Consider the following 25,945-nt stretch of genomic DNA (forward strand, 5'->3'; position numbering starts at 1 on the left):
TCTATGGCTGGGTTCGATAGCCCGGATAATGAAATGGAGGGAGTTGCTAATGCGCAGATTCGAATCACGGGTGGCGATTGTCACCGGAGCCGGTTGTGTCGGGGAAGGCTGGGGCAATGGTCGCGCCATGGCGGTGCGCCTGGCAGAAGAGGGCGCCATGGTGTTCGCCGTTGACCGCGATGAGGCGCGTCTAGAAGAGACGCTGGAGAGAGCCGGCGACGCCGCGGGCGCCATACGAACGTTCCAGTGTGATGTCACCAGCGCCTCCAGCGTGGCTGCAATGGTCGAGGCCTGCGTCGACGCCTTTGGTCCCCCGGACATCCTCATCAACAACGTGGGCGGCTCCGCTGCCGGGGGCCCCATCGAACTGGATGAAGAGGTCTGGGATAGCCAAGTGGATCTGAACTTAAAAAGCGTGTTCCTCACTTGCAAGCACGTCCTGCCTCATATGGTGGAGCGCAAAACGGGAGCAATCGTCAACGTATCCTCGACCTCGGGCCTGCGCTGGACGGGAAGCGCGCAGGTTGCCTATGCCGCCACAAAAGCAGGCGTTATTCACCTTTCGCGGGTCGTGGCGGTACAGCACGCCGGCGATGGTGTGCGGGTCAACTCCGTCGTTCCAGGACAGCTTCATACCCCTATGGTGGAGGTTCGTTTGGCCAAGCAGCGTACCGGTGGGGATGTGGACGCTTTGCTCGCATCGAGGATCAAGCGCATACCGCTAGGGTTTATGGGTGATGGTCGGGACACGGCCGGCGCCGCATTATTCCTGGCAAGCGATGACGCCCGCTTTATCACCGGAACCGAGATCGTGGTCGACGGCGGCATGACCGCGCGCTGCGATTAGTTACAACCCCATGATTTTAATCTGATTACTACGGAGACCAGAGTGAAGAAAAGAACCTTCCTGTGCGCATTGGCTGCATCAATGCTCATGACCACACCCGTGCTGGCACAAAAGAGCCAAGCCCCCGCCCGCATTGTCGTGTCTTTCAGTGCCGGAGGGCCGGTGGACATGGTTGCCCGGATTGTGGCGGAGCAGCTGGGCAAGGAATTGAATCGTCCTGTGATCGTTGACAACAAGCCCGGTGCCAGCGGTTTCCTCGGTGCCCAGGACGTGCTGCGTTCACCCGCTGACGGCAGCACGATCTGGATCTCCAGCGTCGGTACGGCGGCCATCAATCCATCACTATTTGAGACGATTCCCTACAACACACAAAGGGATTTCCGCCCCGTGTCGCTCATCGCGAACAACGTTGAAGTGTTCGTGGTAAACGCCAATCTTCCCGCCCGCAACGCCGCGGAATTTGTCGAACAATCGCGTAAAGAGCGCACGCCTCCAGCCATCGCCTCATCGGGTGTAGGCGGAATTCCGCACCTGGCCATGTTGCAGTTGAAGCAGTCGACAGGGGTCGACTTCCTGCATGTGCCGTATCGCGGCATGGCGCAGGCCATTACCGATGTGGTGGGCGGACAGGTATCAGGAGTTTTTGCCGACGTCGCGGCTGTCTTGCCACAGATCGAGGCGGGCCGCCTGCGCGCCGTGGGTATAGCCGCTGCCCAACGTCACCCGGCGCTGCCAGACGTTCCGACGTTTGAAGAGCAAGGCATCGCAGCGGTGGATTCTAACAACTGGTACGGCCTTTTCGTTCCCGCGCAGACGCCGGATAACGTCGTTGCGAGGCTGAATGCGGCGGTGCGTAAGACGATGGAGAACGACGCCGTGAAGGATCGTCTCGTACGGGCTGGAACCCAACCGCAGGCTTCAACCGAAGTGGAATTGAAGCGAATGCTGGACGCCGACACCGAGAAATGGGGTGCCTTGATCAAAGCCAACAACATCAAGCCTGAATAATGAGTACAGATCACATTCGAGTACCCCTTGTGGTGCCGGGAACGGCCCCCGAGCTGGCCGATATTGAAGCGAAAATCCTCTCGGAAAGGGGCCGTATTTCGCTGTTGTATCAGGTGTTGCTCAACAGCAAACCCATTGCTCAAGGGTGGGAGGCCATGCTGACGGCCGTGCGAAATCAAACCGCCATCGACCCGGCCATTCGGGAAATGGTGATTCTGCGTGTCGCGGTGCTCAACAAGGCCGAGTTTGAGTTCGACGCGCATATTCCGCACGCCGTGAAAGCCGGCCTCAGCGACGCCAAGATTTATGGACTGCGCGAGGCGCAGCCGGAGCATGGCTACACCGATGAAGAGCGACTGGTGATCGAGCTCACCGACCGCATGACGCGTGATGTCGCTGTACCGGAGGCATTAATGAAAAAGGTACGTGAGGTATACGGCGTAAAGGAAACGGTTGAATTAGTAGCGACCGTCGCCGCCTACAACATGGTTTCCCGCTTTCTTGTTGCGCTCAATATTTCCCATTGACGAGGCCCGGACCATGAATGCAGCCAGTACAGAAGTGCAGACCTTTTTAAACGAGCCCTCTACGCCGACGTTTCGTCTACCGGCCTTAGCGTGCGACAGCCATGTTCATGTCTTCGGGCCGCGGCCCCGGTTTCCTTATGCTCAAGGGCTGAAGGTCACCCCCAAGGACGCGCCTAAGGAAGCGCTTTATGCCTTGCATAAGCGACTCGGCATCGAACGCTGCGTAGTCGTGCAGTCAGCTACGCACGGCTACGACAACAGCGCAACTGAAGACGCCATCAAACACGGCCAGGGGCGGTACCTGGGTATCGCGCTCGTCGCCCCGGATGTGTCCGATGCGGAATTGTCCCGACTGGCAAGCGCCGGTTTCAGAGGTGTGCGCTTCAACTTTATGAAGCACCTTGCCGGCGCCGATATCGACTCTATCGTTGCGCTGACTCCGCGTCTCGCCCAGCACGGTATGCATTTGCAAGTGCATTTTGAAAGCAGTCTGGTGCATGAGCTTGGGCTGGCGCTTAGGCGAAGTGCGGTTCCTGTCGTCATCGATCATATGGGTAGGGTGGACGCCAGGCTGGGAACCGGACACGTCGATTTTCAGGCACTGATGCGCCTGCTGGACGATGACCAATTCTTCGTTAAGGTAAGCGGGATCGACCGGGTGGACGCCGATGCAGCCCCTGAAGAGCGGTACCGCCACGGTGAAGTGCTGGCACGAGCGCTGGTGGAGCGGTTTCCGGATCGGGTTCTCTGGGGTACGGACTGGCCGCATCCGAACCATACGCACATCCCTGATGACGGCGCGCTGGTGAACGCGCTTGAGCGTATCGCACCCAATGAAGAGGCATTGCAAAAACTGCTCGTCCGAAATCCGCAGATGCTTTACCGATTTGAGGCCGCGTAAGCGACCTGAGCGTGGCGCAGACAGGCCGGCCATTGTAGGCCTGATTAAAAGACCAATTGCCCGTTCGACGGGTCAACTTGAATTGGAGACAGTCCGTGTCAAAGAAAATACTTATCCATGGCCTGACCGGCCTTATCCTCGCCGCGGCGGGAGCCACGTCAATGGCACAAAGCGGAACGACGCGCATCATCATCGCCTTTCCTCCGGGCGGGCCGGCTGATACGCTGGCGCGCGTCGTGGCCAATGAAGTCGGCCCGATACTGGGCGGTAACGTTATTGTCGAGAACAAGCCGGGCGCCAATGGCGCCTTGGCAGCCAACGAGGTCGCCCGTGCCAAACCGGACGGCAAGGCGGTATTTCTGAGCTCCACGGGGGCCATCGCCGTAAATCCGGCTCTTTATCACAAGTTGACTTATAAGCCGGCGGATTTCGTCCCAGTGACCATGCTGGTTGCGACGCCGGAGGTGCTCGCGCTTTCGGCAAAGACGGGCATGAAGTCGTTTGATGATCTGAAAGTACGGGCGAAATCGGGCAACGGAGTGACCCTTGCTTCCTCGGGAATAGGCAGCATGCCGCACATGGCCATTGCCCAGCTCACGCGCACTACCGGAGTCGATGTGTTGCACGTGCCCTATAGCGGAGCGGCCCCCGCGATCAACGACTCGATCGGGGGGCAGGTTGACGGCTTCTTTGGCGATATTTCGGGATTGCTGCAATTCTTGAAAGACGGTCGACTCACACCGGTCGGGGTGGCTTCGCAAGAGCGCTCTCCGGCCCTGCCGGCGGTGCCTACATTCAAGGAACTGGGCTACCCTGATGTGATCGCCATCAACTGGTATGGCGTTTTTGCACCGGCTGGCACGCCAGCAGAAACGGTTAGCCGCCTGAACGAAGCGTTCAATAAGGCCATGCAAACGCCCAAAGTGCAGGAATATGTGAAGAGTACGGGAGTGGAGTCGTTCTCGACCACTCCTGAAGCGTTCGCGAAAATGGTGTCCGACGACAGCGAAAAATGGGCTAGCCTGATCAAATCAGAAAAAATCACGGTGCACGAGTGAGTGGGGGTGCGGGCCGCCGGAATGCCTGTAGCGGCGCGCGCACTGAACAGGACGGAAGTATGGTTAATAGTAAGCAGCCTAGTAAGCAGCCGGACCGGCCGGCGTATTGTAGGTCTGGCCTTGATGGCTCAGGGGAAGGCGACAAGGTGATCATCCTCAAACTACCCGGTGTTCTGCTATCCCACGAAGATGGGCTAGCGTTGCTGGGAAGCGCCGTTCCGTCGGGCGAAGGCCATGGGGCTGCTGCGGTCACCGAGCACCTGCATCTATGCCACAGCGTCGACGCGCCGGAGACCTACTTATATCTGTCGGCAACGGCACCGTACGCGAAACTCGCCTTAGGCTCGAATAACGAGCTCTCGGGCTTACAGCACGCAGCTAGCTCCCTTTACCCCGGAGCTCAGGCCGCTATTCTCGAGGTCACACAAGTCATCGACGGCGCGTCAGCTACGCGGGCGGCGGGCTGGCACTACGTTGTCGAGACCGATGTTTTGTCTGGAGCGGAACGCGACTTCAACGCTTGGTATGTTCAGGAACACCTTCCTGGATTGGCAGCCGTACCCGGCACGGTGCGGGCCATGCGGCTTCGCAATGCGACAGGTTCACCACGCTACCACGCCCTGTACCTGCTGGAAAACCGGGAAACCTTTGGTTCGGAGCCGTGGTTGAAGGTTAGGGCAACGGAATGGAGCAGTCGTGTGCGGCCTAACTTCATCAATACGAAGCGAACCATGTTTAAAATTCAGTCACGTCTGAGCTACGGTCAGAAGCCCTAAAGCATGCTCAGCGGCTAGCGTTCTCAAGCGTCGACATGGCTTCCGCCGACAGCTTCAGGGACGCAGCGCCCATAATATCTTCAAGTTGTTCCAGCTTTGTTGCACTCGCGATCGCCGCAGTAACGGCCGGCTTGGCAATCAGCCAGGCCAAAGCGACTTGGGCTTGCGTGGCGTTGTGTTCCTTCGCGACATCCCGTAGCGCTTTCAGGATGCGCATGCCGCGCTCGTCGAAGTATTTTTCCAGCATACCTGCGCGGGCGGCCCTGGCTGCATCGGCCTTGGATTCGTATTTGCCGGTCAAAAAGCCGCTCGCCAGGGAGAAATAGGTCACGACCCCAAGACCGTTTTCCAGTGCGACTTGTCCAGTTCCGCTTTCGAAATCATGACGGTCGTATAAGTTGTACTCTGGCTGCATCACCTCATATCGCGGCAGATTCTTGTCGCTGGAAACCTGCAGCGCCTGGCGAATACGGTCGGGATCATAATTCGACGCGCCCATAGTGCGCACTTTGCCTGCTTTGACCGCCCGATGGAGGGCCTCAAGCGTTTCGTCCAGGGCAACGTCCTTGTCGTCAATATGTGCGAAGTACACATCGACATAATCGGTTTGCAGCCGCTTTAGCGAGTCATTCAGCGCTGCGTCGATATTCTGCGCCGAGAGCCCCTTGCGAGATTGCAGCATCCCGACCTTGGTCATCAACACGATATCGTCACGTCGCTTGCGCTTGGCCAGCCAGCGTCCGATCACGTTTTCAGACTCACCGCCTGTATTTTCAGGGACCCATGCTGAGTAGACATCGGCCGTGTCGACTGCGTTAAAACCCTGTTCGACGAACCGGTCCAGCAGTTCAAATGATCGGGCTTCATCCGCTGTCCATCCGAACACGTTGCCGCCGAACACGATCGGAGCGATTTCGACACCTGACTGACCAAGGGTACGTTTTTGCATAGTTATCTTCCTATAAAGGTTGGGAGTTACCATACCACTCGCGGTGTGCCCGTTGCGTTGCGCTGGTCGTTCGCTGCTGGATTATGGAGCAATGATAGCGCGGGAGCTTTCTCAGCGCTTGAATGCATCAGGCGATTTCACTCTATGCAAGGTGGACCTGATTAGTGTTTTCATGGGTGCGTATGAGCCCATTATTAAGGAAGAGTGCAGGACTCATGGCCGCCCAGGTTAGTGAGCTTTTCGTTCTGGCGTATGGCAATGTCCGGCCTGTGACGAAAGGCCGAATTTATGGAGGTAGGGCTAAAAAAAATGAATAGTGCTAATAACTTAATGTTCCGACCGATAACGGTTGCCATCGCGGGTGCCATGATGGCTTTCGCCATTTCGGATGTTTTGGCGACCGAGACTATGGTGGGTGGAATCAGCGTGCGAGCTGGAGTTGGCGAGCATTATCAGCGGATTGAGCTCGCTTGGGAGTCACCTTCGCTATGGAGGCATCAGTTTTCCGGGGGCTACGGGCGCTTGGATCTGATCGCAGAGGTGGGCGCCGCATACTGGAAAGCCAAGGGGTCGCGTTCGCCTTCAGACTCGTGGCAGTTTAGTGCCATTCCAATTCTCAGATGGACACTGAATGAACGCTATTACATAGAGGCTGGTGTCGGTCCAACCGCGTTTACGCGAACGCGCTTTGCAGATAAGGTCATTAGCACTGCGTTTCAGTTTGGAGATCATATAGGTGTTGGAGCCTATCTTTCCAACACCAGTCGTCTTGGTCTGCGTTTCTCACATTTCTCGAACGCTAGTATCGAGAAATCGAATCCGGGTCTCAATATCGTGCAATTGACATACACCTATCGATATTAATGTTGCGCACTTAAGCGCGGCCATGTCAGCGCCTGAATTTGAATCCTCGTCCTATCCAGGTTTTGAAATATCCGATAACGTTTCGCCTGCTGATCTGATATCCGCAGCATCGGTTGCTAAATCGCCCAAGGCGACGATTCCCACTAACCGCTTGTCGGCGTTTATGATTGGCAACCGTCTTATCTGATTGTCGCTCATGATCTGGCTCGCCGTTTCCACGGAATCATCTTCGTAAGCCCATATGACGTGGGTCGACATGACATCGCGCACTTTCGTATTGGCGTCCATCCCTTCCGCAACCGCGCGGATCACAATGTCCCGATCCGATAAGGTTCCGACCAGGCGATCATTCTCTCCGACAGGCATCAGGCCAAAATCGCCATCACGCATTTGCCGTGCAGCGTCTTTGATGGATGTCTCGGGATTCAAAATTTTGACACTTTGACTCATCACATCTTTAAGCTTTTGCATCGTCAACTCCTTTTAGTTATGGCTGAATCGCTTAGTCGGATCGATCACGCAGTTGTGTCACACCTTCGCCACTGGCGCAGTGCTGACCTCGAAAGATTTGTCTTAATCATTGCCGCATGAATTACATTTCCCCATAGGGGTCTCCTTAGTCCGAGCGGCAACCTCTCCGCTAAAACGCTCTGTTGACAGTGACCGACCATGGGGTTGGGGGTCCGCTCCCTACGTGGTGCTTAAAGAATCAGCAAGTTATAGGCCGGAACCGCCACAGCGCAGCTTCGCAATTCTCTCGTCGCGACGCAAGGAACCCACTCGTGGCTTCCTTGCTTGAGCTTTTTAGCTGCGTCTAGTTTCAGAGCAAGCGCATTGTTTTAGTTTGTCGCAATACCGGCGTTTTTAATAACTTCGCGCCATTTTGCAATCTCGGTTTTGATGAAAGCATCCGCTTCTTCGGGACTCGTCGTAGCGGTTTGGGCGCCCATGTTCTCCAGTTGCCGTTTGAACGCTGGATCATTGACCGTTTCATTCAGCGCCTGATTTAGCTTCGAAATAACACCAGGCTCGGTATCATCAGGAACTAAAAGCGCGAACCAGCCCGACATTTCGAAGTTCGGTAGTCCGCTTTGAGCAATGGTTGGAACATCCGGCAGCAAGGATGAACGAGTGTTCGAGGTCATCGCGATGGCTTTTACGGCACCACTTTTGATATGTGGCAAAACAACCGCAATGTTGTCGAACATGATCGGCGTGCGGCCTGCTGCTAGGTCCGGAAATGCAGCGGCGCTTCCCTTGTACGGGACATGTAGCATATTTACTCCGGCTACCCGCTTGAACATTTCGCCCGCAAGGTGCTGCGCCGTCCCAGGACTAGCCGACGCGTAGGCGATCTCGCCGGGACGCTCCTTAAGATACTTGATAAGCTCAGGCACCGTGTTCACAGGCAAGGATGGATGTGTCACCAAAATATATGGCGTTGTTGCGACGAGTCCAACGGCTGAGAAGTCCTTCTCGCTATCAAACTTGCTCGAATACAACGTTGCGTTGGTTGCATGACTACTTGGCGCAAATAGCATCGTTAGGCCGTTTGCCGCGGCGTCGGCAACCTGTGCAGCTGCGATGTTGCCGCTTGCCCCTGCGCGGTTTTCGACAACGATCTGAGTGTCGAGTCGTTTCCCCATCTCGTTGGCCACCAATCGGGCAATGATGTCGGTGGTTCCTCCGGGAGAGAAGCCGACCAGCATTCGAATCGGCGGGGCTGCCTGAGCAAAGGACATCGTCAATCCACAGACTATTGTGAGAACGGATGTCGCTATGGTTTTAAAAGCGCGTTGCATTATTTGTCTCCTACTCTTTGTGTTCAAAATGACAGGGTTGAATTTCAGGAGACCGCAGCGAGTGCGCTTTTGAGGGAGCCGGCTGATTGGTCCTCATCGACATTGATTACGTAGCCAGAGCGCTCCCCGAGCAAAGAGCAACGCATCATATGGCGGCTTTGCGATTGATCGAAATCGGCCAGTGCAACGTGAAGGGTTGCGCGGTTGTCCCACATTACAAGATCGTTAACGCTCCAGCGATGACGGAAGACAAATTCGGGCGAGGTCGCATGACGATTAAGAAAATCGAGTATGGGTTGGCTCTCTTCTTCCGACATGCCGACAAAGTTGCGAACGCGCTCGCTAATGAATAGCAGCTTTTTATCGGTTTCGGGGTGAATGCGCACTACCGGATGAGCGATGGGCGGATTTAGCCGTCGCATTTCCTCAATCTGCGCGGGATCGCGACGACTGAAACCCTTAATGAGCGTGATATCGTGCACCGCTTCCAGTGTGTCGATAAAATTTCTGATAACAGGGCTTAATGTGTCGTATGCCATGTAAAGGTTTGCGAACATGGTGTCGCCTCCCACATTGGGCTTTTCTTTACAAAGCAGTGCAGATCCTTTCGCTGGACGATCGGTATAGGTTAAGTCGGCATGCCAGTTGCGGCCAGTATTCCTTGTCTGTGAAGGCTTCCCGTCGACAGGCTTGTTCGACACGAGCAAAACCTCGGGAAATTCCGGGTGACGGTAATAGGGCACATTGTCGTTGCGTTCGACTTGGCCGAATTGGCTCGTAAAGTCAATCAGTTCTTGCGGTGTCAAGTTTTGTTCAGGAAACACGAGCACGAGATGGTTGTGCCATGCCTTCGTGACTGCTTCGAGTTCTGCGTTGGTAAGCGGTTTTCGCAGGTCTACGCCGGTCACGCTGGCGCCGGCCGCGTAGGCGAGCGGGTTGATTTTTACGTTGTTCATCTGAAATCCTTAGTTCCGTCGACTGTCGAGTGTCGACTGTCGACATTAATTGAGTGCAGTGTTCTTAGGTGCTACATCGTTTACTATACTTAAATTATTGGACTCCGTCGATTGTCGACAAGAACAAGTTGAATTTGTTTTGTAACCTGACATTAAATACCTGCGACCCGACGCCTAACCTTAAACAGAGCGACAAGATGAAGCCCGAAAACGCTGATACCCGCAAGTCTTTCTTTTTGGAACGAAACGCAGTTCCGGCCGGTCGCTCTGCCAAATCGCTTCCTGACATGGTGGCAGAACAGATGCTGGCGGCAATTCATAATGGCTCAGTGGCGCCCGGAGAGAGACTTAAGGAAGAATTACTCGCGGAAAGCTTTGAAGTCAGCCGTTCTACGGTACGGGAAGCTATCGCGCTGCTGGAGCGCAAAGGGGTAGTGGAGCGAATCGCGCGTCAAGGCGCCCGGGTTGTCAGCGTCGACGCCGGAGAAATTGAAGAGATTTTCCTGATTCGGGCGCAATTACTTGGTTTGGCCGCAAGGCTATTTGCAGCCAATGCGCCTCAAGAGCTTATGGACAGCTTCAAGCTGCGTATAGATCAGTTAGAGCGGCTAGCTGCCGACCCCGCCACGACCCCTGCTGATTACGGCCATGCCTCGATAACTGCTCAACAATTCCTGATTTCTTATGGAAGTCGCAAACGTCTACAAACCATCTACGAGTCGTTAAGCGATGCTGCGCTTTGGCGTTCAGTCGTCCGAGGAAAAGCTATCAGTTTTGCAACCCGCTCTCGACGTAAGGAGTCGGCCGAAGATTGGCGTCGCGTCGCTTCAGCCATCATGGCGCGCGACATAGCGGGCGCTGAAGAACACGCAAAGTCACTGCTGCTTCGTTCTTATCGTGCAGCCAAGGAAAGCTTGACCTGAGAGTAGCGGCGCCCGGTGGCACCGCTTGGCGGTCACAACAATTTGCCTGGATTCATTATTCCATTCGGATCGAACACTTTTTTGATTTGCTCCATCAGCCGGATCTGCAACGGATCTTTGTGTTCGTGGAATGAGCGTCGCTTCAGTTGGCCGATGCCGTGTTCTGCACTGATGCTGCCTCCATACGAAGCAACTTCGGCAAACACCAAGTCGGCGATCCGCTCTTCCCATTCGTGGGCCCAAGTCTTTTCAGCGTGTAGGGGGCGGGATACGTTGTAGTGGAGGTTGCCATCGCCAAAATGACCAAAGATGAACAAGCGGCAATCATTGGCTACCGTGCGCAAGCGCAGCTCGGCTGAGTCAATGAATTCAGGAATGCGTTCAATGGGCAAGGAGATGTCATGTTTCAGATGAGGTCCGTCCGAGCGTTGTGCTTCAGAGATTTCCTCTCGCAAGCGCCACAGTGCCTGCAATTGCGCCATTGATGCAGATACCGCGGCATCTTGGCAAAGCTCCTGTTCCAGCGCTCGGCCGATCACATCCTCGAGCAAAGTCTGAAGTGCTTCTTCATTGGCGGTGTCGGCAAGTTCAATGAGCACGTAGGCCGGGTGACGCTGATCAAAAGGCAGTTGCACCCCGTCGACATGGGCCAGAACCAGGTCAAGGCATTCGTCGGTGAAGAATTCGAACGCCTGCAGTCGCGGGCCGCAGGCTCCAAATACCAGGCGAAGCAATTCGAGGGCCTGCTTAGGGGAATCCACGGCGGCCAACACGACGGAGCGCACATGCATCGGCGCATGAAGCCTTAACGCCACGCCGGTGATGACGCCTAGGGTGCCTTCCGAACCGATGAGCAACTGCTTCAAGTCATAGCCGGTATTGTCTTTGCGCAGCGTCTGGAGTCCGTTATAAATGTCGCCGTTCGGCAATACGGCCTCGATGCCCAATACCAGTTCACGTGCCATGCCATATCGCAAAACGTTCACGCCTCCTGCATTGGTCGCAATGTTGCCCCCGATTTGTGACGAATCCTCGGCGGCCAAGCTCAATGGCAGCAAGCGATCTGCCTCGTGCGCAGCACGGCGCAGGTTGCCCAAAATACAGCCCGCGTCTGCCACCAGTGTATTGGCAATGGTGTCGATCGACCGGACCGTGTTCATGCGATCAAGCGACAGGATAACGTTTGCCGAGGATCCATCGGGCGTCGCGCCCCCGCATAAGCCTGTATTGCCGCCGCGAGGTACGACGGGCACCTTGTGCTCGTTGCACAAGCGAAGACAGTCGGAAACCTGCTGCGTGGTCAACGGCCGTACCAGAGCCTGAGCTTGGCCCTTATAAACACCTCGCCAATCGGACAGCCAAGGTTCGATTTCAGCCGCTTCGGTTTGTACGACATCATTGCCGAGAAGGTCGACTAGCTGGCTCAAAAAAGTATTCGTCATTTTCTGCGTAATTCGTTATGTGGATAGTGGGCTTTCCTTACGTCTGCCCGGTTCGATCGTTTAAAAACCAAGAGGCCAACAGATTGAATTTCGATGCCTGCTCCATGTGAGGAACATGTCCGCACTGGCTGAAAATGTGCATATCCGCGTCAGGGATCAAGGTTGCGACACGGAGGCCCAGATCTAACGGCACGACTCGATCGTCTTGGCCCCAGAAGATAAGCGTGGGCACGTCTATCTCTGGCAGCCTAGCACTCACGTCCGGATATTGCATTGGATTCACGTGAATGCTTTTGCAGTAGTTTTCGATATGATCTGTTCGCATCATAGCCGCTTCGAACCGACTCTGGACGGTCTCATCGCTTATCAGGCCCCGCCTGTATATGACCGTGCTCAGTAGGTCGCGCATCCGCTCAAGGCTGGGATGCTGGTAGAACGCTATGATTTTTTGAATCCCCTCGGTGGGCGCCGCCTGGAAAAGGCCGCGGCCCCCGTTGCCGCCACCTATCAATACCAGTTTGGAGACACGTCCGGGGTTTTCAATGGCGAATATTGTGGCGCTGTGCGCACCCATCGAGTTCCCAACGATATGTACCGGCCGGTCTATTCCAAGGCCATCCAGCACACGCCGCAGTACTTGTGCATTCAGGCTTGATCGCGAACCCTTAGACACAAGCGAATCGCTCTTTCCCCAACCTGGCCAGTCGAGCAGGATTACCCTGAAACCGAGGTCAATAAAATGACCGACATTCTGACTGAAGTTGTGCGCGCCGCATGCCGCCGGGCCGGATCCGTGCAACATAACAATTGGGGGCAGGTCACTTCGTAAGTTGCCCAAGTCGTGGTAATGGACCTTTACCGCGCTCTGGTCCAAAACCACCTCGACGTACCGGCTCTCAAGCGCTTGTTCAACTGCCATGTGACTTCCCCCACTAACACGATGATTTCTTAGTTCGGATTCATTAATCCAAGCGAATATTGGCCGCTTTCACAACGGCAGAGTAGATCCCAGCATCCGACCGCATCGACGTTGCGAATTCCTCGGGTGTTCCGCCGCCAGGCTGAATGCCGAAGGACTCGATCGTGGTCTGAACCTCGCTGTCTTTCAAGATTCGATTTACGTCCACGGAAATTTTGTCGACGATAGCGCTCGGAGTGCCGGCCGGTACGAACAGGCCATGCCATCCGCGTGCTTCGAACGATTTGTAGCCGAGCTCTGTGAATGTCGGGACATCGGGGAATGCAGGTATCCGCTCGGGCCCCGTTACGGCCAATACGCGCACCGATTCGGCGTGAGGTTTGACGGAAGCAGCGTCTGCAATTCCGGAATTTATCTGCCCACCGAGTAGGTTAGTCATCATGGGCGCCGACCCCTGATACGGTATCGGAACGAGTTGGGTGGCCGTTTGCTGGCTCAGCAATTCGCCGTGGATATGCGCTGAACTTCCCGCACCCCATGTTCCATAATTGTATTGTCCCGGCTTAAGTCTGGCGGTCTTTACGAAGTCGTCCAGGCTCTTTGCCGGCGAGGACTTTGGAACAACAAACAAATTTGCAATTCGCACCGTTTGAACGACCGGGGTTAGATCCTTGAAGGTGTCGAACGGCAACTTGCTCATCATTGCAGGAAGCTGTATCAGCGACGTGTTGCTCACGAGCACGGTATAGCCATCGGGGCGCGAACGGGCGACGAGACTCACTCCGATAGTGCCGACGGCACCGGGTTTATTCTGTACGACAACCGGTTGTCCCCATGCCTTCTGCAAGTGCGAGGCGATCAAGCGGGCTAAGGTGTCACTGGCTGCGCCCGCGGGGTAGGGAACGATAAACGTGACCGGTCGGTCTGGATAGTTACCCTCCGCGTGGGCTGCAGCGGCCAACGCAAGGGCGCTCGCGCCGATCACGCAGCGGGAGGCGGCCTTGAGAACGGCCAGCATGTATTTCTTTGTCATTCACTGTCTCCATAATTATCAGTAAAACTTGTATATCTATCGCGCCTTGGATTGGTGTTAGGCGGGCTGCTGTAAGGCATCCAACAGTCTTGTCCTGCGCGCGGAACGGCTGGGATTTCCCTCGAAAGAAAGGGGGGGATTCTGTTGGTCGACAATATGGTCAAAACGATTCCTGACTGCCAGCAAAGTGTCCGGGTGCGTATAAATATAGAAGCGCTGCTTTTCTATTGCTTCGAAGGTAATCTCCGCCACGCGATTTGCAGATACCGGCCCATTAACGATGGCGTCTTGGGAAAGCTCCTTGGCAACCCTCTGCGAAGGCGTTAGGGGTGTGTTGGAAGAGAGCGAATCGGGCCGGTTTCTCTCAGAGCTTCCAATTCCCGTTGGAACGTACGACGGGCACAGCACTGAACAGTGCACCTGTTCGCTTACCAAGTTCAAATCTTGAAAAAGCGCTTCCGACAGTGCGAGCACGGCATGCTTGGATACGCTGTAGATACCCGAGGCGACGCCAGCAAGCAGGCCTGCCATGGAGGCCGTATTGACGATGTGGCCCTCATAATCGGGATCTGATGCCGCCGATTTGAGCATAAGAGGGGTAAATATGCGCAGCCCATGAATGACTCCGTGCAAGTTCACTCCAAGCAGCCAGTTCCAGTCTTTCTCTGTGTTTTCCCAAACTACGCCGCCAGCCGTGACGCCAGCATTGTTGAACAGTAAATTGACCTTTTCGTAAGTGCTCATCGCTGCGTCGGCCAGCGCTTGAACGTCCGCGGCATTGGATACGTCGGTCCGAACCCCTATGGCCTGCGCGCCGCTTGCGCGAAGCTCCGACACGGTGGCATCGAGTGCATCTTGCTGAACATCGGCCAGCACGATCTTCATGCCGCGTGCTGCCGCATACATTGAAAAAGCCTTGCCGAGTCCGGAGCCGCCTCCGGTAATTACCGCGACACCATTTGAGAACTGTTGCATAGTCTGTCTCCTTTTTGTTTAAGATTTGTCCTGCTTGATCCAATCACTTGGTCATTCTTTTCATTCGTACTGCAAGGGTTCGTGCGTATAGTCGATCGCGTTCATATCGACACTCTCTGATAGATAGTCCTGCGTGTGGCGCCACTCTGGTTTATCTCCTCGCTTGGGTAATAAATGTTGCGCACGCATTAAGTAGCCTGGGTTGAAGTTGTCCGGATCGACCCACTGAGAAATGCGCATATCATGATCTTCGGCACGAAATGAAGGGCGCACGCTCTTTGCTCCCGCGCTACTCATATGCTTGAGCATCCCACATACGAAATGCGCGATGATCTCAGCCCGCAGGGTCCAGCTATAACGGTTGTATCCGTATATCCACACGAGATTCGGCACCCCGGTGAACATCATTGCGCGATAGGTCACTGTCTTCGAAAAGTCGAGAGCCTCTCCATCGACCGAGAATTTGATATCGCCGAGGAAATTCATGTTGAAGCCAGTGGCGGTAACAATGATGTCGGCATCAATTCGTTCGCCGGATTTGAGCAACAGCCCGTCCGATGTGAATTCTTCGATCTCATCGGTGACAACCGACGCCTTACCGCCTCTAATCGCTTTAAAAAGGTCGCCATCGGGGACGAAGCACACTCGCTGCTGATGGGGACGGTATGGGGGTGTAAAGTGGGTGTCGACATCGTAGTCAGCTCCCAGCACGGCGCGCACCTGTGCCAGTAATTCCTGCTTTAGTGTTTCTGGCTCTTCCTTGGCTCGCTTCAGCACCGCGGCGCGGTCACAGACGACTTTTCTGCGGACGATCTCATGAATCCACTCGTCCTTGATCTGTAGCCGGCGCAGTTCATCTGCCATTTTGTCCGCATTGCGACCCGTGGAGAAGTAGGTTGGGGTGCGTTGCAGCATCGTCACGTGCGCGCACTCTTCTGCAATCGCAGGTAGCAGTGTTGCTGCGGTTGCGCCCGAACCGATCACGACCACACGTTTGTTTTTATATTGAAGATCCTTGGGCCATTTTTGCGGATGGACGATCTCGCCTTTGAAATCGTCCATGCCCCGCCAGCCGGGCGTATAACCCTCGGAATGACGATAGTATCCCTGACACATCCAAAGGAACGACGTGGAAATGCGTACAGACTCGCCTGAATCCCCAGCAAATGCTTCAAGGTTCCATCGAGCATCCTCACTGGACCAAGCGGCTGAAGCAATGTGATGGCGAAAGCGAATGTGCGGTTCAAGTCCGTTCTCTTGAATGACTTCTCCCAAATACGAGAGAATTTCGCTGCGTGTCGCAATCGGGTTGCCCTTCCAAGGTTTGAATTGGTACCCGAAAGTAAAAAGGTCACTGTCCGACCGTGCCCCGGGATATGAATGGGTGAGCCAAGTACCGCCGTAGCTCTCCAGCGAATCGAGTATCACGTATTTAAGATGCGGCAGAGTTCGTTGCAGGTGATACGCCGCTGCCAAGCCGGACATTCCGGCTCCGACAATGACGACGTCGAAATGTTCTATTTGACCGCCGGTCGGGGTCTGTCCCATATGCGTATCCATCCATGACTCCTGATCTAGCGCACTTATGTTGCGCGGTTATTGCAGGAATTATGGGATGAATGAATCTAGAGAACTGTCGCCTAATGGCAATTGGCCATTATTGGTGTCTGGATATCGCCGGAACGACAAATTACAGTAGGCTTGCCAGGGGCTACGTTAGATTTTGTAGGGCGTCGTGGTCGAGAAGTGTGATTTGCCCATACTTGACACCAACAATACTGCGCCCTTCCCAGTCCTTCAGCAATTTGTTGATGCTTTGCCTGGACACCCCCAGCATCTGGCTTAAGTCTTCTTGGGATAGTCTCAATACGGGAGTGCCTGTACCAGCGTAGTGTGGATGTTGAGCTTTACAGACTTCGAGTAAGCGCTTGGCCAAACGCACCGGTAGTGGAAGCAAGATGGTTGCGTCAATCCGTTGGAGCGACTGTTTATAGCGTCTGCATACAAGCCGGGCGAGTTCCAGGAGAAAATCCGGTCTGTTCTCGAGTACCTGATGGACCGCGGCTGCCGGCACAACGATCACCTCACAATCGACCACTGCGCGTGCGTCATGAACGTGTGGTTCTTCGCCGAGTAAAGAGGCTTCGCCGAACCATCTTCCGGGAGACAGGACGCTAAGCACCGCTTCCCGACCATTGCTGGCCGTGACACTGAGGCGCAATATCCCTCGTTCCAGGCAATAAAGGCCGTCCGATTTGGAGCCATAGGTGAAGAGCGTGCTTTTTTTCGGCACTCGAAGCAGGCGAGCGTGAGTGCGCAGTGCCTTCTCGAACTCGGGTGACAGAAAGCTGTGATTTGAGCTTCCGAGGTGAAATTCTGCTTTCTCAGCCATCTTTCATCATCTCTTGGCCAGTGAACGCGAGAGGCAGCGTACTAAGCCTGAGTAATGAGGGGTCGCGAAAGGTCCCTCAGGTTTTGCTTGAATATTTTGGCAAATAGTACACCATCCTGCCGCTAGGACCCTCGTCAGGAGAGGGAAGACAAATCGGCCTGAAGCGGTAGTTAGGTACCCGGCGCTGGCGACTGCCATGTAGCGTTGGCTGTCACTGAAGCGCCGCACGTGCCGTTGTTCTGTTTGCCCGTCACTCTGTTTCTTTGACATTCCTCGTCGACTGGTTCAGGATTTGCTTTGGTCCGTTTGAAGTCTATATAACGCTAGGCATTTGTCAGCGATACCTAGGCGCCCCTCTAATCTGCTGACACCTGCTACAAAAGGAGTCAGTCATGGCATTCTTACTGATCAGGCACAAAGTGAGGGACTTCAAGACCTGGAAGACCGGTTACGACGGTCACCAGCCAAAACGCACCGAAGCAGGTCTTACCGAAAAATACCTGCTTTGCAGCTCAGACGACGCCAACGAGGTTGTTATCCTTTTTGAAGCGCAGGATCTCAAGCGAGCGAAAGCGTTTGCGGCATCTACAGACCTGCGCGAGAAGATGCAAGAAGTAGGGGTGGTCGACAAACCAGACATCTACTTCCTCGAGAACTGATGGACGACTGACAGCGAAATGCCTCATACTTCGTTGGAGCCGACAGCAGGCGGCTTCAGCCTTAGGCGCCTGCTGAATCAGAAGCTGTACTGTGGTCGCCGTCAACATCCCACAGCCTCCAATTGCGTATCAGCCAGGAGAGTTGATGATCTTGCCCATCGCGAGGGCATCAACTGATGGTGCGATGCGGAATGGGCGTTAAGCCTTATCAAACCTTTGTAGAAGGAGATGATCATGTCAACAGAAGACGAAGTTCGCAACGCATCAAAGCAGTTCTACACCGGATTAAACCGCATGGCCAATGGAGATGGCAATTCACTGGCAGACATCTGGTCGCACAGCGCGGCCGTGATGGCCATGCACCCTATCGGCGGTCGGGAAGTCGGTTGGGATGCAGTCAGGGCATCATTTCAGAAAGTGGCTGAACTGGCCTCGGAAGGGAAGATTGAATTGAAAGATCAATTCATACGGCTCGCAGGCGATGTGGCCTGCGAAGCGGGCATAGAGCATGGGCATCTTAAGCTTGCCGGACAGCAAATTACCATTGAGCACCGCGTCACGAACATTTATCAGCGAGAAGCTGGAGCGTGGAAGATTGTCCATCACCACACCGATGTTTCTCCGGCGATGTTGGATGTTTTCAGCCGGTTGTAATCTCAGTCAGGCCAGGCAGGAAGCTACATTCGCAATCGGCCGATACATGCGCAAGCGACTTCCATGGGGCATGGGGGTCTGCCACAGTCGCGGCGCGTTGCATGAGTCGAATCGTCGGCCCATTGCACCAGTACGGAGAGATTCGATAACGCTTTACCCGCTGATTTGATATCAGCACCGCCGGTCGCTATATCGCCCAATGCGACAAATTCCACTAACTGCTTGTCGGCGTTTATGATTGGCAACCGTCTTATATCTGAGGCGCTTAGTCGGAACGATCACGCAGCTCTGTCACGCCTTCTCCACTGGCGCAGTGGCCGCAGCAGAACATTCTTCCGTTCTTCTCTAGCCCATGCCCGATAATCGGCACTCCACAATGCTCGCAACGTGGCGCGACGGTCCGAATCGCGCATTCAAAGCTGTCGAACGTATACGTTTTTCCCGCAATGCTCACTTGGAAAGATTTGTCGTATTCATTGCCGCATGAATCGCATTTCCCCATAGAGATCTCCTTAGTCCCAGCGGCAACCTCTTCACTGAAACGCTTTGTTGACGAGGGTGGGCCGTGGAGTCGCTTGTCTACTCTCCCCACGCTGATCTTGGATGGTCAGCAAGTCATAGGCCGGCATTGACGCTGACCCGCTTAGCGTAGAGGATGCGGTGCTCAGCGTTATATGTGGTGTGCCTAATGCGCACCCGCTGCCACGTCACCTGCGCCGCCTTTAGCGGGTTTCGCACGGGCGACCCATACCAGGCCCATCAAAATCAGGAACAGTATGGCCGAGGCGTAGAAGATATCAGTCGCTGAAAGTGTGTACGCTTGTTGGTTGATCATATTGTTGATAACGGCCGCCGACTGTTCCACAGACAGGCCTTTCTGCCGCAGGCCCGCCATGGTGGCATCGAAGGCGGGTTCGCCGGGTCGCGCGATTTCGGTCAGTTGTGCGTGATGCAGGCTTGCCCGGCTGTCCCACATAGTGGTCGTGATGGACGTGCCGAAGGCGCCGAAAAGTATGCGTACAAAGTTCGAAAGCCCAGCAGCAGAAGGAATGCGATGGGGCTCCAATCCCGCCAATGTGATGGTGGTGAGCGGGATAAAGAAAGTGGCCATTGCTGCACCCTGGATAAAGGTAGGAATCATGATGGTGACCAGGTCCACCTCAGTATTGAAGTTGGCGCGCATATAGCTGATAAGTGCGAATATCAGAAAGGCAAACGTGGCGATTCGTCGGGGATCATGCTTGCTAAGCAATTTCCCCACCAAAGGGGAGAACATAATGGCCAGTATGCCTACCGGCGCTGATGCAATGCCCGCATAAGTGGCGGTGTACCCCAGTGTGCTTTGCATCCATAGCGGCAGCAACACCACCGTGCCAAAAAATAAGCCGTACCCTACCGAAATCGTCACTACCCCGGCGGTAAAGTTGCGGTCCTTGAAAAGGGTAAGGTCCACCACCGGATGCTTGGCGGTCACCTCCCAGATAACGAAGAATACGAAGGACACGACAGCGACGACGGCTAGGGTGGTGATGGTCGTGCTTGCGAACCAGTCAAGTTCTTTACCTTTATCCAGCACGAGTTGCAGAGCGCCTACCCATAGCACCAGTAGCGCCAGCCCCGTGGTGTCGATAGGCAGCTTGGACCGTTCTGAATCCCGGTCTTTATAAAGCTGCCAGGAAGCCCAGCCGGCCAATAGCCCTACGGGTACATTAATGTAGAAAATCCAAGGCCAGCTGTAGTTGTCGGATATCCATCCGCCCAGCAGCGGACCGGCGACCGGTCCAACGAGGATAGTCATGGCCCACATCGCCAGCGCCATTCCGGCCTTCTCTTTAGGGTAGCTGGCCAGCATCAACGACTGGGACAAGGGGATCATGGGGCCCGCGACAGCGCCTTGCAGGACCCGGAATGCCACCAGTGATTCCAGCGACCATGAGAAACCGCAGAGCCATGAAAATAGAACGAAGAGCAGCACCGACATTACAAACAGGCGCACTTGGCCAAATCGCTGGGTGAGCCATCCCGTCAAGGGAACGGTAATGGCGTTGGCGACCGCAAACGATGTAATGACCCAGGTGCCCTGCGTGGCGCTCACCGCCAGGTCGCCTGCTATGGTGGGTATCGACACATTCGCGATGGAAGAGTCAAGAACATTCATGAACACGGCGGTCGACAAGGCTATCGTGCCAAAAACCCGTGCCCGTCCTTCCAGCGGCCCAGGCGTCGCCGAATGTGGGCTGGCCGCCGGCTTCGGGTTCTCAATATCGGCAGTGCTCATAAGCCCAGGTTTTCGTTAATAATTCTATTGATGCGGGTATCGACATCGCCTGTGTTGTCGGTGAACACGGCAGTTTGCAGTTGGGTGCCGCCGGGCGCACCGGTACTTGGTGCTGTTGGTTCGCTAAGTTCGACCTCCACGTTCATGGACAAGCCCACCCTCAAAGGGTGGCTGGCCATTTCTTTGGGATCCAGCGTGATTCGGACGGGGACCCGTTGCACGACCTTAATCCAGTTGCCACTGGCGTTCTGTGCCGGCAACAGGGCGAATGCGCTGCCCGTTCCAGCGGCAATGCCTTGCAAGACGCCGTGATAAGTAATGTTGCCGCCGTACAAGTCCGCCGTAAGCTTGACTTGTTGGCCGGGTTTCATGTGGCGCAGTTGGGCTTCCTTGAAGTTGGCCTCTACCCAGACCTGTTGCAATGGAATGATAGTCATCAGCGGTGTGCCCGGTGCAACATGTTGGCCGACTTGTACTGAGCGTTGTGCAATCACGCCGTCTACGGGGGCGGGCAGGCGTGTGCGGGCGTTGGCCAGCCATGCCTTGCGAAATTGGTCAGCGGCTTGAATGACATCGGGGTGGGCGGACGCGGTCGTGCCCGCGGTCAATGCTTCGTTGGTTCTTAGTGCGGCTTGAGAGGCCGTAAAAGCGGCCTGGGCTTGTGCCAGCCCGGATTGTGCCGCTTTGAATGTCGTCTGGGCATGCAGGATTTCTTCGCCGCTGACACCTCCGGAGCGTGCCAGAGCCTGACGTCGTTTCAGGTCGCTTCCGGCCTTTTCCAAGTCTACCTGAGCACGCTCTATGTCGGCCCTGCGCATGGCGATGTCAGCTTGCGCGGCGTCGTTTTGTACATAAACGGTGTGAGTGCGCCGTACGGCCTGGGCAAGTGTGGCTTCAGCTTGTTTCAGGGCAATGTCGGCATCGCTTGGATCCAGCTGAACCAGTGACGTCCCTTTGCTCACCCATTGAGTGTCGTCGGCATGAATGGCTACGACTGTGCCGGGAATTTGTGCCGTGACTTGTACTAGATTGCCGTGCACATAAGCATCGTCAGTCGACTCATAATCGGCCGCGAACAAGATCCACCAAACAGCATAGGCGACCCCTATAACGACAAAAACGGCCGTGGCGGTAACCAATAGACGTTTGCGCCGGGAGACTATGTTTTTGTCAGCAGTCATGGTTAGTTCTTCTTTCATTGGGTATGAAAAGCTTCGCCGTAGCCGCCACCCAGGGCGGTGGCAAGCCGGGCATTCAGGTTGAAAGCCCTTACGCGCATGTCGGTATTCAGGATGGCCTGTTTCTGGACCTCATTTTGAGCCAGTAGGACTTGTACAAAATTGCCTAGTCCCGACTTATAGCGTTGGACGGCAATGTTGTAGGCCGAGGTAATCGCGCGCAGGCTGGCTGCCTGATCCACTGTTTGCTGTTGCAAGGCCTTGATGGCGATCGTGGCATCCGCGACTTCGCGCACGGCGCTCAGGAGGGTTTCGTTGTAATCGGCAATGGCGAGGTCGCGTTCAGCCTGTCGTGAGCGCAGGCTCGCGTTAAGCGCGCCGCCACTGAAAATTGGCAACGTTATGGCTGGCCCAACGCCATACACCTGGCTGCCGGATTGCAACAAGTTGCTTAAGCCCAGCGACATGAAACCTGCAAACGCCGATAGGTTAATGTTGGGAAAAAATTCTGCCTTGGCTGCCGATATCTGGCTGGAGCTGGCTTGCACACGATGCTTGGCCGCAACGATGTCGGGGCGTCGCCCCAACAGTGCAAAGGGAATGCTGGTTGGTGCACCGTCCGGAGCATTGGAGAGATTTGCCTGGTCGATGTTAGCGCTGCGATCAGGACCGGAGCCTGTCAGGACCGCTATCTGGTTGCGCAATAAGCCGGCGTTGGTGTCCGCCTGGCTCAGTTGCACTCGCGCTGCCGATACGGCCGAGTCCGCCTGGTCCACTTCCACTTCAGTGTCCAGCCCAGCGCGTACGCGCTGACGCGTGATGCGCGCCACGTTTTCCAGCTGCTTGACGATCCGGGTGATTACGGCTTTTTGCGCCAACGCATTTTGCAAATTGAAATAGCTCTGAATCACGCTGCTGATCAAGCTGTTGCGAGCGACTTGCAGATCGGCAATGACGGCGTCGTGTTCCGATACGGCGGCGGCATAGCGCGCGCGATTGCGACCCCATAAGTCCAAGTCGAGTCCCAGCTCTAACTGCAGGCTGTTGTCGGTTTGCATAGAACCGCCGTATGGGGGTGGAAATATATAGTTTTCCGAGAAGCGCTCGCGTACTAAGTTGTAGCTAGCGTTCAGTTGCGGCAGTTGAATTGCGCGAGCACCTGTCACGGCAGCGTTGGCTATATTCACCCGCGCCTGTGCGGCGCCAAGGGATGGGCTTCCTACGAGGGCTTGGCTAATTAGCTGATTCAATTGGGAGTCTTGATATCGTAGCCACCATTGCGCCGTTGGCCATGGAATCGCGCCGTCGTCTAACCCCGCTTGGCGGGCTTGCAGTGCTGCGTAAGTGGGTTGGCCAGGATCCAGCGCCGTGCAACCGTACAGCGCTGCAATCAGTAGCAGGGAGACAAATAGCTTCATGGGCGGTGAGCCGAAAAGCACAGGGCAAGTTCGCATAGGCTTACAATGAGCTGAATATAAATAATCACAAGTTGGTATCGTTCGAAGCAGTAAAACCTGACAACAGTTACGCGGATTCTTATTGCGGTGAACCTCCACGCTGAAGCATCAATACGACGTTCTACTGGATGTAGGCCTTTAGCCACCATGCGCTGCAGCAGCTCCGCCAGGGTTTCGATTTCAGCTTTACGGAATCGTTCCAAATAGCGGTTTTGTGTACGACCACTGCCGGCAATATACGGGCCACAACTTCTGCCCCATTGCAGCAAGTTCGAGCTTCACGACGCGGCGGTCCTCTAGGCAGCGCTGTCGAGCATTGGCAGTCGTTAAATATACTCCGCGGCGTCACGCTGCTGGCATGCGACATGCTGGCGTTAGCTGAGCCGAAGGGGCGAGAGCAGCCTGGAGCGGCATAAAAACGGCGACATGCTATAGGATTACTGACGAATATGACGCTTCCTTGGCCGAAGATCCCCTACGCGCCCTGGCGCGATACCTGTTCTGCGCTTCATCTCTATACGCAAATCCTTGGCAAGTACCGGCTCGCCCGCACGCCGTGGGTAAATCATTCCTGGCATGCGACCCTTTATGTCAATGCGCGCGGCTTTACTACCTCACCCGTTCCCGAAGCGTCTGGCGACGTGGAGATCATGCTCGACCTGATCGACCACGCGGTGATTGGCTTAGGAACTGGGGGGAGGGCAGCACGGTTCAAACTCGCTCCGATGTCAGTCGCAGCTTTCCACGAGCGATTTACCGATGTCTTACGCGAACTTGGGGCCGCAACAAATTTTCACGGCCGCCCGAACGAGGTGCCCAACCCGATTCCCTTTGTCGACGATCATGCGGAGCGGCCGTACGATGCCGAGGCGGTGACCCGTTACTTCCATGCGTGCGCCCATGTAGATCGCGTGTTTAAGCGCTTTCGGACCTCGTTTCTCGGCAAGGTCAGTCCCGTTCATCTTTTCTGGGGTAGCTTTGATTTGGCGGTGACCCGTTTCTCCGGGCGGGCCGCGCCGCGACACCCGGGTGGCGCGGCGGGATTACCCGATGATGTTACCCGCGAGGCCTACAGCCACGAGGTTTCGTCGGCGGGTTTCTGGCCGGGCGGGGGCGGCGTCGATTTTCCGGCTTTCTATTCCTACAGCTACCCTGCGCCGCCACGCTTTGCCGACGCCGCAGTAGAACCTGAAGCGGCCTATTTTGATGCGAGCCTGGGGGAGTTCGTGCTTCCCTACGAGGCGGTACGGTGCTCGAAGGATCCTGAAGCCGCCTTGATCGCTTTTCTTGAAAGCACGTACCGGGCGGCTGCTGATCTGGGCGAATGGGACCGCAGCGCTCTGGAGTGCGCCACCGGCATGCCCCGACGACCCCGACCCGTGTGAGTGAAGGGGTACATATGGATGTCACGGTGCTGGTGCCTGGGCACTCGACCGGGCCTTCCCGCTCGAATTCGAAAAATAACGTATAGGGACCCGGTCGTTCGCATAAGCGCGATCGCGCTCCCTGTGTAACTTTGCCTGCCAAGTATCTTGTCGACGTGCTCGCCCGTCACCACGGCTGCTCGCATTCCGATTTAGGGATTAAATTGAACTGGATTCAATCCTGCCATGGCGACACAGGCGTAAAATCCTGGTGGATTAAATAAAGAGGAAGTAAATATGTTTCCAGCAAGGCTGACGGAGGGCTACCATTCGTTTCTCGGGGGTCGCCTGCCTCATGAACGTGAGCGCTATGAAGAGCTTGCCAAAAATGGGCAGCATCCAGAAATTATGGTCATTGGCTGCGGTGACTCGCGTGTCGCACCCGAAACGATTTTCGACGCTGACCCTGGCGAGATTTTCGTCATTCGCAACATCGCCAACCTGGTTCCGCCCTGCGAGCCGGATGCCGTAACGTCGTTCCACGGCACCAGTGCCGCCATCGAGTTCGGGGTCAACGCTTTGAAGGTTAAGCACATCGTGGTGCTTGGTCATGCTAAATGCGGGGGAGTCGCGGCTTACGCGAACCATGCCGCTCCGTTGACGAAGCCCGATTTCATTGGCAAGTGGATGTCGCAGATTGCGCCGGTGGCGGAGCGCGTTGGTCCACCCACGGAAGACCGGGAAGGCTGGATACAGCGGCTCGAGTGGGGTGTCGTTGAATATAGCCTGAACAATCTGATGACATTTCCGGCGGTTCGCGAGGCGGTTGAAAAGGGTACGCTGGAACTCCATGGCGCATACTTTGGTGTAGCGACCGGACTTCTGTTCATCCGCGATCGCGCCACGGGAAGGTTTGCACCGCTGTAGCGTAGCGGACGTTGTGTTTAGCGCCTAGCGTAGTGCTATTCACCGTTTGAAGCGTA

General features: G+C 55.6%; 25 protein-coding genes. 12 read left to right on the top strand and 13 right to left on the bottom strand.

The genetic code is table 11. The features are described from left to right. Window positions 1-49 precede the first annotated feature (49 nt). The 6 genes from EKL30_RS05590 to EKL30_RS05615 all read left to right on the top strand — a co-directional run bounded on the left by EKL30_RS05590 (window position 50) and on the right by EKL30_RS05615 (window position 5,117). Window positions 50-847 carry an SDR family NAD(P)-dependent oxidoreductase gene (locus EKL30_RS05590; RefSeq protein ID WP_126706216.1) on the top strand — a complete coding sequence of 266 codons (798 nt, stop codon included), beginning with the start codon at window positions 50-52 and terminating at the stop codon, window positions 845-847. A gap of 42 nt (window positions 848-889) precedes the next feature. Next, window positions 890-1,855 (top strand): tripartite tricarboxylate transporter substrate binding protein, encoded by a 966-nt coding sequence (locus EKL30_RS05595; protein WP_233582843.1) that lies wholly within the window; start codon window positions 890-892, stop codon window positions 1,853-1,855. Beyond that, entirely contained in the window at window positions 1,855-2,382 is a 528-nt protein-coding gene (locus tag EKL30_RS05600; protein ID WP_126706217.1) for a carboxymuconolactone decarboxylase family protein, read from the top strand. Before EKL30_RS05595 ends, EKL30_RS05600 begins: the two co-directional genes overlap by 1 nt. A 13-nt stretch (window positions 2,383-2,395) precedes the next feature. Continuing rightward, the gene (locus EKL30_RS05605) at window positions 2,396-3,283 is read left to right on the top strand and encodes an amidohydrolase (RefSeq protein ID WP_126706218.1); all 888 of its coding nucleotides are present in this window, start codon (window positions 2,396-2,398) and stop codon (window positions 3,281-3,283) included. A 95-nt stretch (window positions 3,284-3,378) separates the two neighbouring features. Next, the gene (locus EKL30_RS05610) at window positions 3,379-4,341 is read left to right on the top strand and encodes a tripartite tricarboxylate transporter substrate binding protein (protein ID WP_233582845.1); all 963 of its coding nucleotides are present in this window, start codon (window positions 3,379-3,381) and stop codon (window positions 4,339-4,341) included. Between the two features lie 146 nt (window positions 4,342-4,487). Beyond that, a complete protein-coding gene (locus EKL30_RS05615; RefSeq protein ID WP_126706219.1) occupies window positions 4,488-5,117 on the top strand; it encodes a DUF4286 family protein in 630 nt (209 codons plus the stop codon). 7 nt (window positions 5,118-5,124) lie between these two features. Here EKL30_RS05615 and EKL30_RS05620 read toward each other — a convergent pair whose 3' ends face one another. Further along, a complete protein-coding gene (locus EKL30_RS05620; RefSeq protein WP_199748491.1) occupies window positions 5,125-6,066 on the bottom strand; it encodes an aldo/keto reductase in 942 nt (313 codons plus the stop codon). Between the two features lie 366 nt (window positions 6,067-6,432). Here EKL30_RS05620 and EKL30_RS05625 point away from each other — a divergent pair, with 366 nt between their 5' ends. After that, entirely contained in the window at window positions 6,433-6,930 is a 498-nt protein-coding gene (locus tag EKL30_RS05625; protein WP_370246236.1) for an acyloxyacyl hydrolase, read from the top strand. 51 nt (window positions 6,931-6,981) lie between these two features. Here the strand turns inward: EKL30_RS05625 and EKL30_RS05630 are convergent, their stop codons facing one another. The 3 genes from EKL30_RS05630 to EKL30_RS05640 form a co-directional block, all read right to left on the bottom strand. Continuing rightward, complete coding sequence (locus tag EKL30_RS05630) at window positions 6,982-7,401, bottom strand: CBS domain-containing protein (protein ID WP_126706220.1); 420 nt, start codon at window positions 7,399-7,401, stop codon at window positions 6,982-6,984. 368 nt (window positions 7,402-7,769) lie between these two features. Continuing rightward, complete coding sequence (locus EKL30_RS05635) at window positions 7,770-8,732, bottom strand: tripartite tricarboxylate transporter substrate binding protein (RefSeq protein ID WP_126706221.1); 963 nt, start codon at window positions 8,730-8,732, stop codon at window positions 7,770-7,772. Between the two features lie 44 nt (window positions 8,733-8,776). After that, window positions 8,777-9,688 (bottom strand): TauD/TfdA family dioxygenase, encoded by a 912-nt coding sequence (locus tag EKL30_RS05640; RefSeq protein ID WP_126706222.1) that lies wholly within the window; start codon window positions 9,686-9,688, stop codon window positions 8,777-8,779. Window positions 9,689-9,885: 197 nt separating this feature from the next. Here EKL30_RS05640 and EKL30_RS05645 point away from each other — a divergent pair, with 197 nt between their 5' ends. After that, window positions 9,886-10,611, top strand: a complete 726-nt coding sequence (locus EKL30_RS05645; RefSeq protein WP_126706223.1) for a GntR family transcriptional regulator — start codon at window positions 9,886-9,888, stop codon at window positions 10,609-10,611. A gap of 32 nt (window positions 10,612-10,643) precedes the next feature. On the opposite strand, the gene EKL30_RS05650 is transcribed toward EKL30_RS05645, so the two are convergent. From EKL30_RS05650 to EKL30_RS05675, 6 genes are all read right to left on the bottom strand, one after another. Beyond that, window positions 10,644-12,053, bottom strand: a complete 1,410-nt coding sequence (locus EKL30_RS05650) for an FAD-binding oxidoreductase (protein ID WP_126706224.1) — start codon at window positions 12,051-12,053, stop codon at window positions 10,644-10,646. Window positions 12,054-12,090: 37 nt separating this feature from the next. Next, on the bottom strand, window positions 12,091-12,972 hold the full coding sequence (locus tag EKL30_RS05655) for an alpha/beta fold hydrolase (protein WP_126706225.1): 882 nt from the start codon (window positions 12,970-12,972) through the stop codon (window positions 12,091-12,093). A 43-nt stretch (window positions 12,973-13,015) separates the two neighbouring features. Continuing rightward, the gene (locus tag EKL30_RS05660; RefSeq protein ID WP_126706226.1) at window positions 13,016-14,005 is read right to left on the bottom strand and encodes a tripartite tricarboxylate transporter substrate binding protein; all 990 of its coding nucleotides are present in this window, start codon (window positions 14,003-14,005) and stop codon (window positions 13,016-13,018) included. A gap of 57 nt (window positions 14,006-14,062) precedes the next feature. After that, on the bottom strand, window positions 14,063-14,980 hold the full coding sequence (locus EKL30_RS05665; RefSeq protein WP_126706227.1) for an SDR family oxidoreductase: 918 nt from the start codon (window positions 14,978-14,980) through the stop codon (window positions 14,063-14,065). A gap of 60 nt (window positions 14,981-15,040) precedes the next feature. Then, complete coding sequence (locus tag EKL30_RS05670) at window positions 15,041-16,540, bottom strand: NAD(P)/FAD-dependent oxidoreductase (protein WP_126706228.1); 1,500 nt, start codon at window positions 16,538-16,540, stop codon at window positions 15,041-15,043. 151 nt (window positions 16,541-16,691) lie between these two features. Continuing rightward, window positions 16,692-17,372 (bottom strand): Crp/Fnr family transcriptional regulator, encoded by a 681-nt coding sequence (locus tag EKL30_RS05675; protein WP_126706229.1) that lies wholly within the window; start codon window positions 17,370-17,372, stop codon window positions 16,692-16,694. Between the two features lie 392 nt (window positions 17,373-17,764). Between EKL30_RS05675 and EKL30_RS05680 the strand changes: the two genes are divergently transcribed. Next, window positions 17,765-18,031 carry a hypothetical protein gene (locus EKL30_RS05680; RefSeq protein WP_126706230.1) on the top strand — a complete coding sequence of 89 codons (267 nt, stop codon included), beginning with the start codon at window positions 17,765-17,767 and terminating at the stop codon, window positions 18,029-18,031. 234 nt (window positions 18,032-18,265) lie between these two features. Continuing rightward, window positions 18,266-18,685 (top strand): nuclear transport factor 2 family protein, encoded by a 420-nt coding sequence (locus EKL30_RS05685; RefSeq protein WP_199748492.1) that lies wholly within the window; start codon window positions 18,266-18,268, stop codon window positions 18,683-18,685. Between the two features lie 685 nt (window positions 18,686-19,370). Here the strand turns inward: EKL30_RS05685 and EKL30_RS05695 are convergent. Genes EKL30_RS05695 through EKL30_RS05705 form a run of 3 tightly spaced genes read right to left on the bottom strand, consistent with a single transcriptional unit; the run spans window position 19,371 to window position 23,559 of the window. Then, complete coding sequence (locus EKL30_RS05695) at window positions 19,371-20,963, bottom strand: DHA2 family efflux MFS transporter permease subunit (protein ID WP_126706232.1); 1,593 nt, start codon at window positions 20,961-20,963, stop codon at window positions 19,371-19,373. Continuing rightward, complete coding sequence (locus EKL30_RS05700; RefSeq protein ID WP_126706233.1) at window positions 20,960-22,144, bottom strand: HlyD family efflux transporter periplasmic adaptor subunit; 1,185 nt, start codon at window positions 22,142-22,144, stop codon at window positions 20,960-20,962. The genes EKL30_RS05695 and EKL30_RS05700 overlap by 4 nt, the downstream gene beginning before the upstream one ends. Before the next feature lie 14 nt (window positions 22,145-22,158). Beyond that, a complete protein-coding gene (locus EKL30_RS05705) occupies window positions 22,159-23,559 on the bottom strand; it encodes an efflux transporter outer membrane subunit (RefSeq protein WP_126706234.1) in 1,401 nt (466 codons plus the stop codon). 488 nt (window positions 23,560-24,047) lie between these two features. Between EKL30_RS05705 and EKL30_RS05710 the strand changes: the two genes are divergently transcribed. Then, window positions 24,048-24,983 carry a DUF5996 family protein gene (locus EKL30_RS05710; RefSeq protein WP_126706235.1) on the top strand — a complete coding sequence of 312 codons (936 nt, stop codon included), beginning with the start codon at window positions 24,048-24,050 and terminating at the stop codon, window positions 24,981-24,983. Window positions 24,984-25,259: 276 nt separating this feature from the next. Then, window positions 25,260-25,889 carry a carbonic anhydrase gene (locus tag EKL30_RS05715; RefSeq protein WP_126706236.1) on the top strand — a complete coding sequence of 210 codons (630 nt, stop codon included), beginning with the start codon at window positions 25,260-25,262 and terminating at the stop codon, window positions 25,887-25,889. Window positions 25,890-25,945: the final 56 nt, after the last annotated feature.

Origin of the sequence: Candidimonas sp. SYP-B2681 (assembly GCF_003971065.1) — a bacterium.
In the GTDB taxonomy this organism is placed as follows: domain Bacteria; phylum Pseudomonadota; class Gammaproteobacteria; order Burkholderiales; family Burkholderiaceae_B; genus Pollutimonas.

What these genes read in the sequence shown, in the direction of transcription:
- EKL30_RS05685 (WP_199748492.1), top strand. Translation starts at nt 18,266, where the DNA reads ATGTCAACAGAAGACGAAGTTCGCAACGCATCAAAGCAGTTCTACACC.
- EKL30_RS05650 (WP_126706224.1), bottom strand. Translation starts at nt 12,053, where the DNA reads ATGACGAATACTTTTTTGAGCCAGCTAGTCGACCTTCTCGGCAATGAT.
- EKL30_RS05695 (WP_126706232.1), bottom strand. Translation starts at nt 20,963, where the DNA reads ATGAGCACTGCCGATATTGAGAACCCGAAGCCGGCGGCCAGCCCACAT.
- EKL30_RS05670 (WP_126706228.1), bottom strand. Translation starts at nt 16,540, where the DNA reads ATGGATACGCATATGGGACAGACCCCGACCGGCGGTCAAATAGAACAT.
- EKL30_RS05655 (WP_126706225.1), bottom strand. Translation starts at nt 12,972, where the DNA reads ATGGCAGTTGAACAAGCGCTTGAGAGCCGGTACGTCGAGGTGGTTTTG.
- EKL30_RS05640 (WP_126706222.1), bottom strand. Translation starts at nt 9,688, where the DNA reads ATGAACAACGTAAAAATCAACCCGCTCGCCTACGCGGCCGGCGCCAGC.
- EKL30_RS05710 (WP_126706235.1), top strand. Translation starts at nt 24,048, where the DNA reads ATGACGCTTCCTTGGCCGAAGATCCCCTACGCGCCCTGGCGCGATACC.
- EKL30_RS05680 (WP_126706230.1), top strand. Translation starts at nt 17,765, where the DNA reads ATGGCATTCTTACTGATCAGGCACAAAGTGAGGGACTTCAAGACCTGG.
- EKL30_RS05645 (WP_126706223.1), top strand. Translation starts at nt 9,886, where the DNA reads ATGAAGCCCGAAAACGCTGATACCCGCAAGTCTTTCTTTTTGGAACGA.
- EKL30_RS05700 (WP_126706233.1), bottom strand. Translation starts at nt 22,144, where the DNA reads ATGACTGCTGACAAAAACATAGTCTCCCGGCGCAAACGTCTATTGGTT.
- EKL30_RS05660 (WP_126706226.1), bottom strand. Translation starts at nt 14,005, where the DNA reads ATGACAAAGAAATACATGCTGGCCGTTCTCAAGGCCGCCTCCCGCTGC.
- EKL30_RS05675 (WP_126706229.1), bottom strand. Translation starts at nt 17,372, where the DNA reads ATGGCTGAGAAAGCAGAATTTCACCTCGGAAGCTCAAATCACAGCTTT.
- EKL30_RS05665 (WP_126706227.1), bottom strand. Translation starts at nt 14,980, where the DNA reads ATGCAACAGTTCTCAAATGGTGTCGCGGTAATTACCGGAGGCGGCTCC.
- EKL30_RS05605 (WP_126706218.1), top strand. Translation starts at nt 2,396, where the DNA reads ATGAATGCAGCCAGTACAGAAGTGCAGACCTTTTTAAACGAGCCCTCT.
- EKL30_RS05705 (WP_126706234.1), bottom strand. Translation starts at nt 23,559, where the DNA reads ATGAAGCTATTTGTCTCCCTGCTACTGATTGCAGCGCTGTACGGTTGC.
- EKL30_RS05630 (WP_126706220.1), bottom strand. Translation starts at nt 7,401, where the DNA reads ATGCAAAAGCTTAAAGATGTGATGAGTCAAAGTGTCAAAATTTTGAAT.
- EKL30_RS05620 (WP_199748491.1), bottom strand. Translation starts at nt 6,066, where the DNA reads ATGCAAAAACGTACCCTTGGTCAGTCAGGTGTCGAAATCGCTCCGATC.
- EKL30_RS05590 (WP_126706216.1), top strand. Translation starts at nt 50, where the DNA reads ATGCGCAGATTCGAATCACGGGTGGCGATTGTCACCGGAGCCGGTTGT.
- EKL30_RS05715 (WP_126706236.1), top strand. Translation starts at nt 25,260, where the DNA reads ATGTTTCCAGCAAGGCTGACGGAGGGCTACCATTCGTTTCTCGGGGGT.
- EKL30_RS05600 (WP_126706217.1), top strand. Translation starts at nt 1,855, where the DNA reads ATGAGTACAGATCACATTCGAGTACCCCTTGTGGTGCCGGGAACGGCC.
- EKL30_RS05625 (WP_370246236.1), top strand. Translation starts at nt 6,433, where the DNA reads ATGATGGCTTTCGCCATTTCGGATGTTTTGGCGACCGAGACTATGGTG.
- EKL30_RS05635 (WP_126706221.1), bottom strand. Translation starts at nt 8,732, where the DNA reads ATGCAACGCGCTTTTAAAACCATAGCGACATCCGTTCTCACAATAGTC.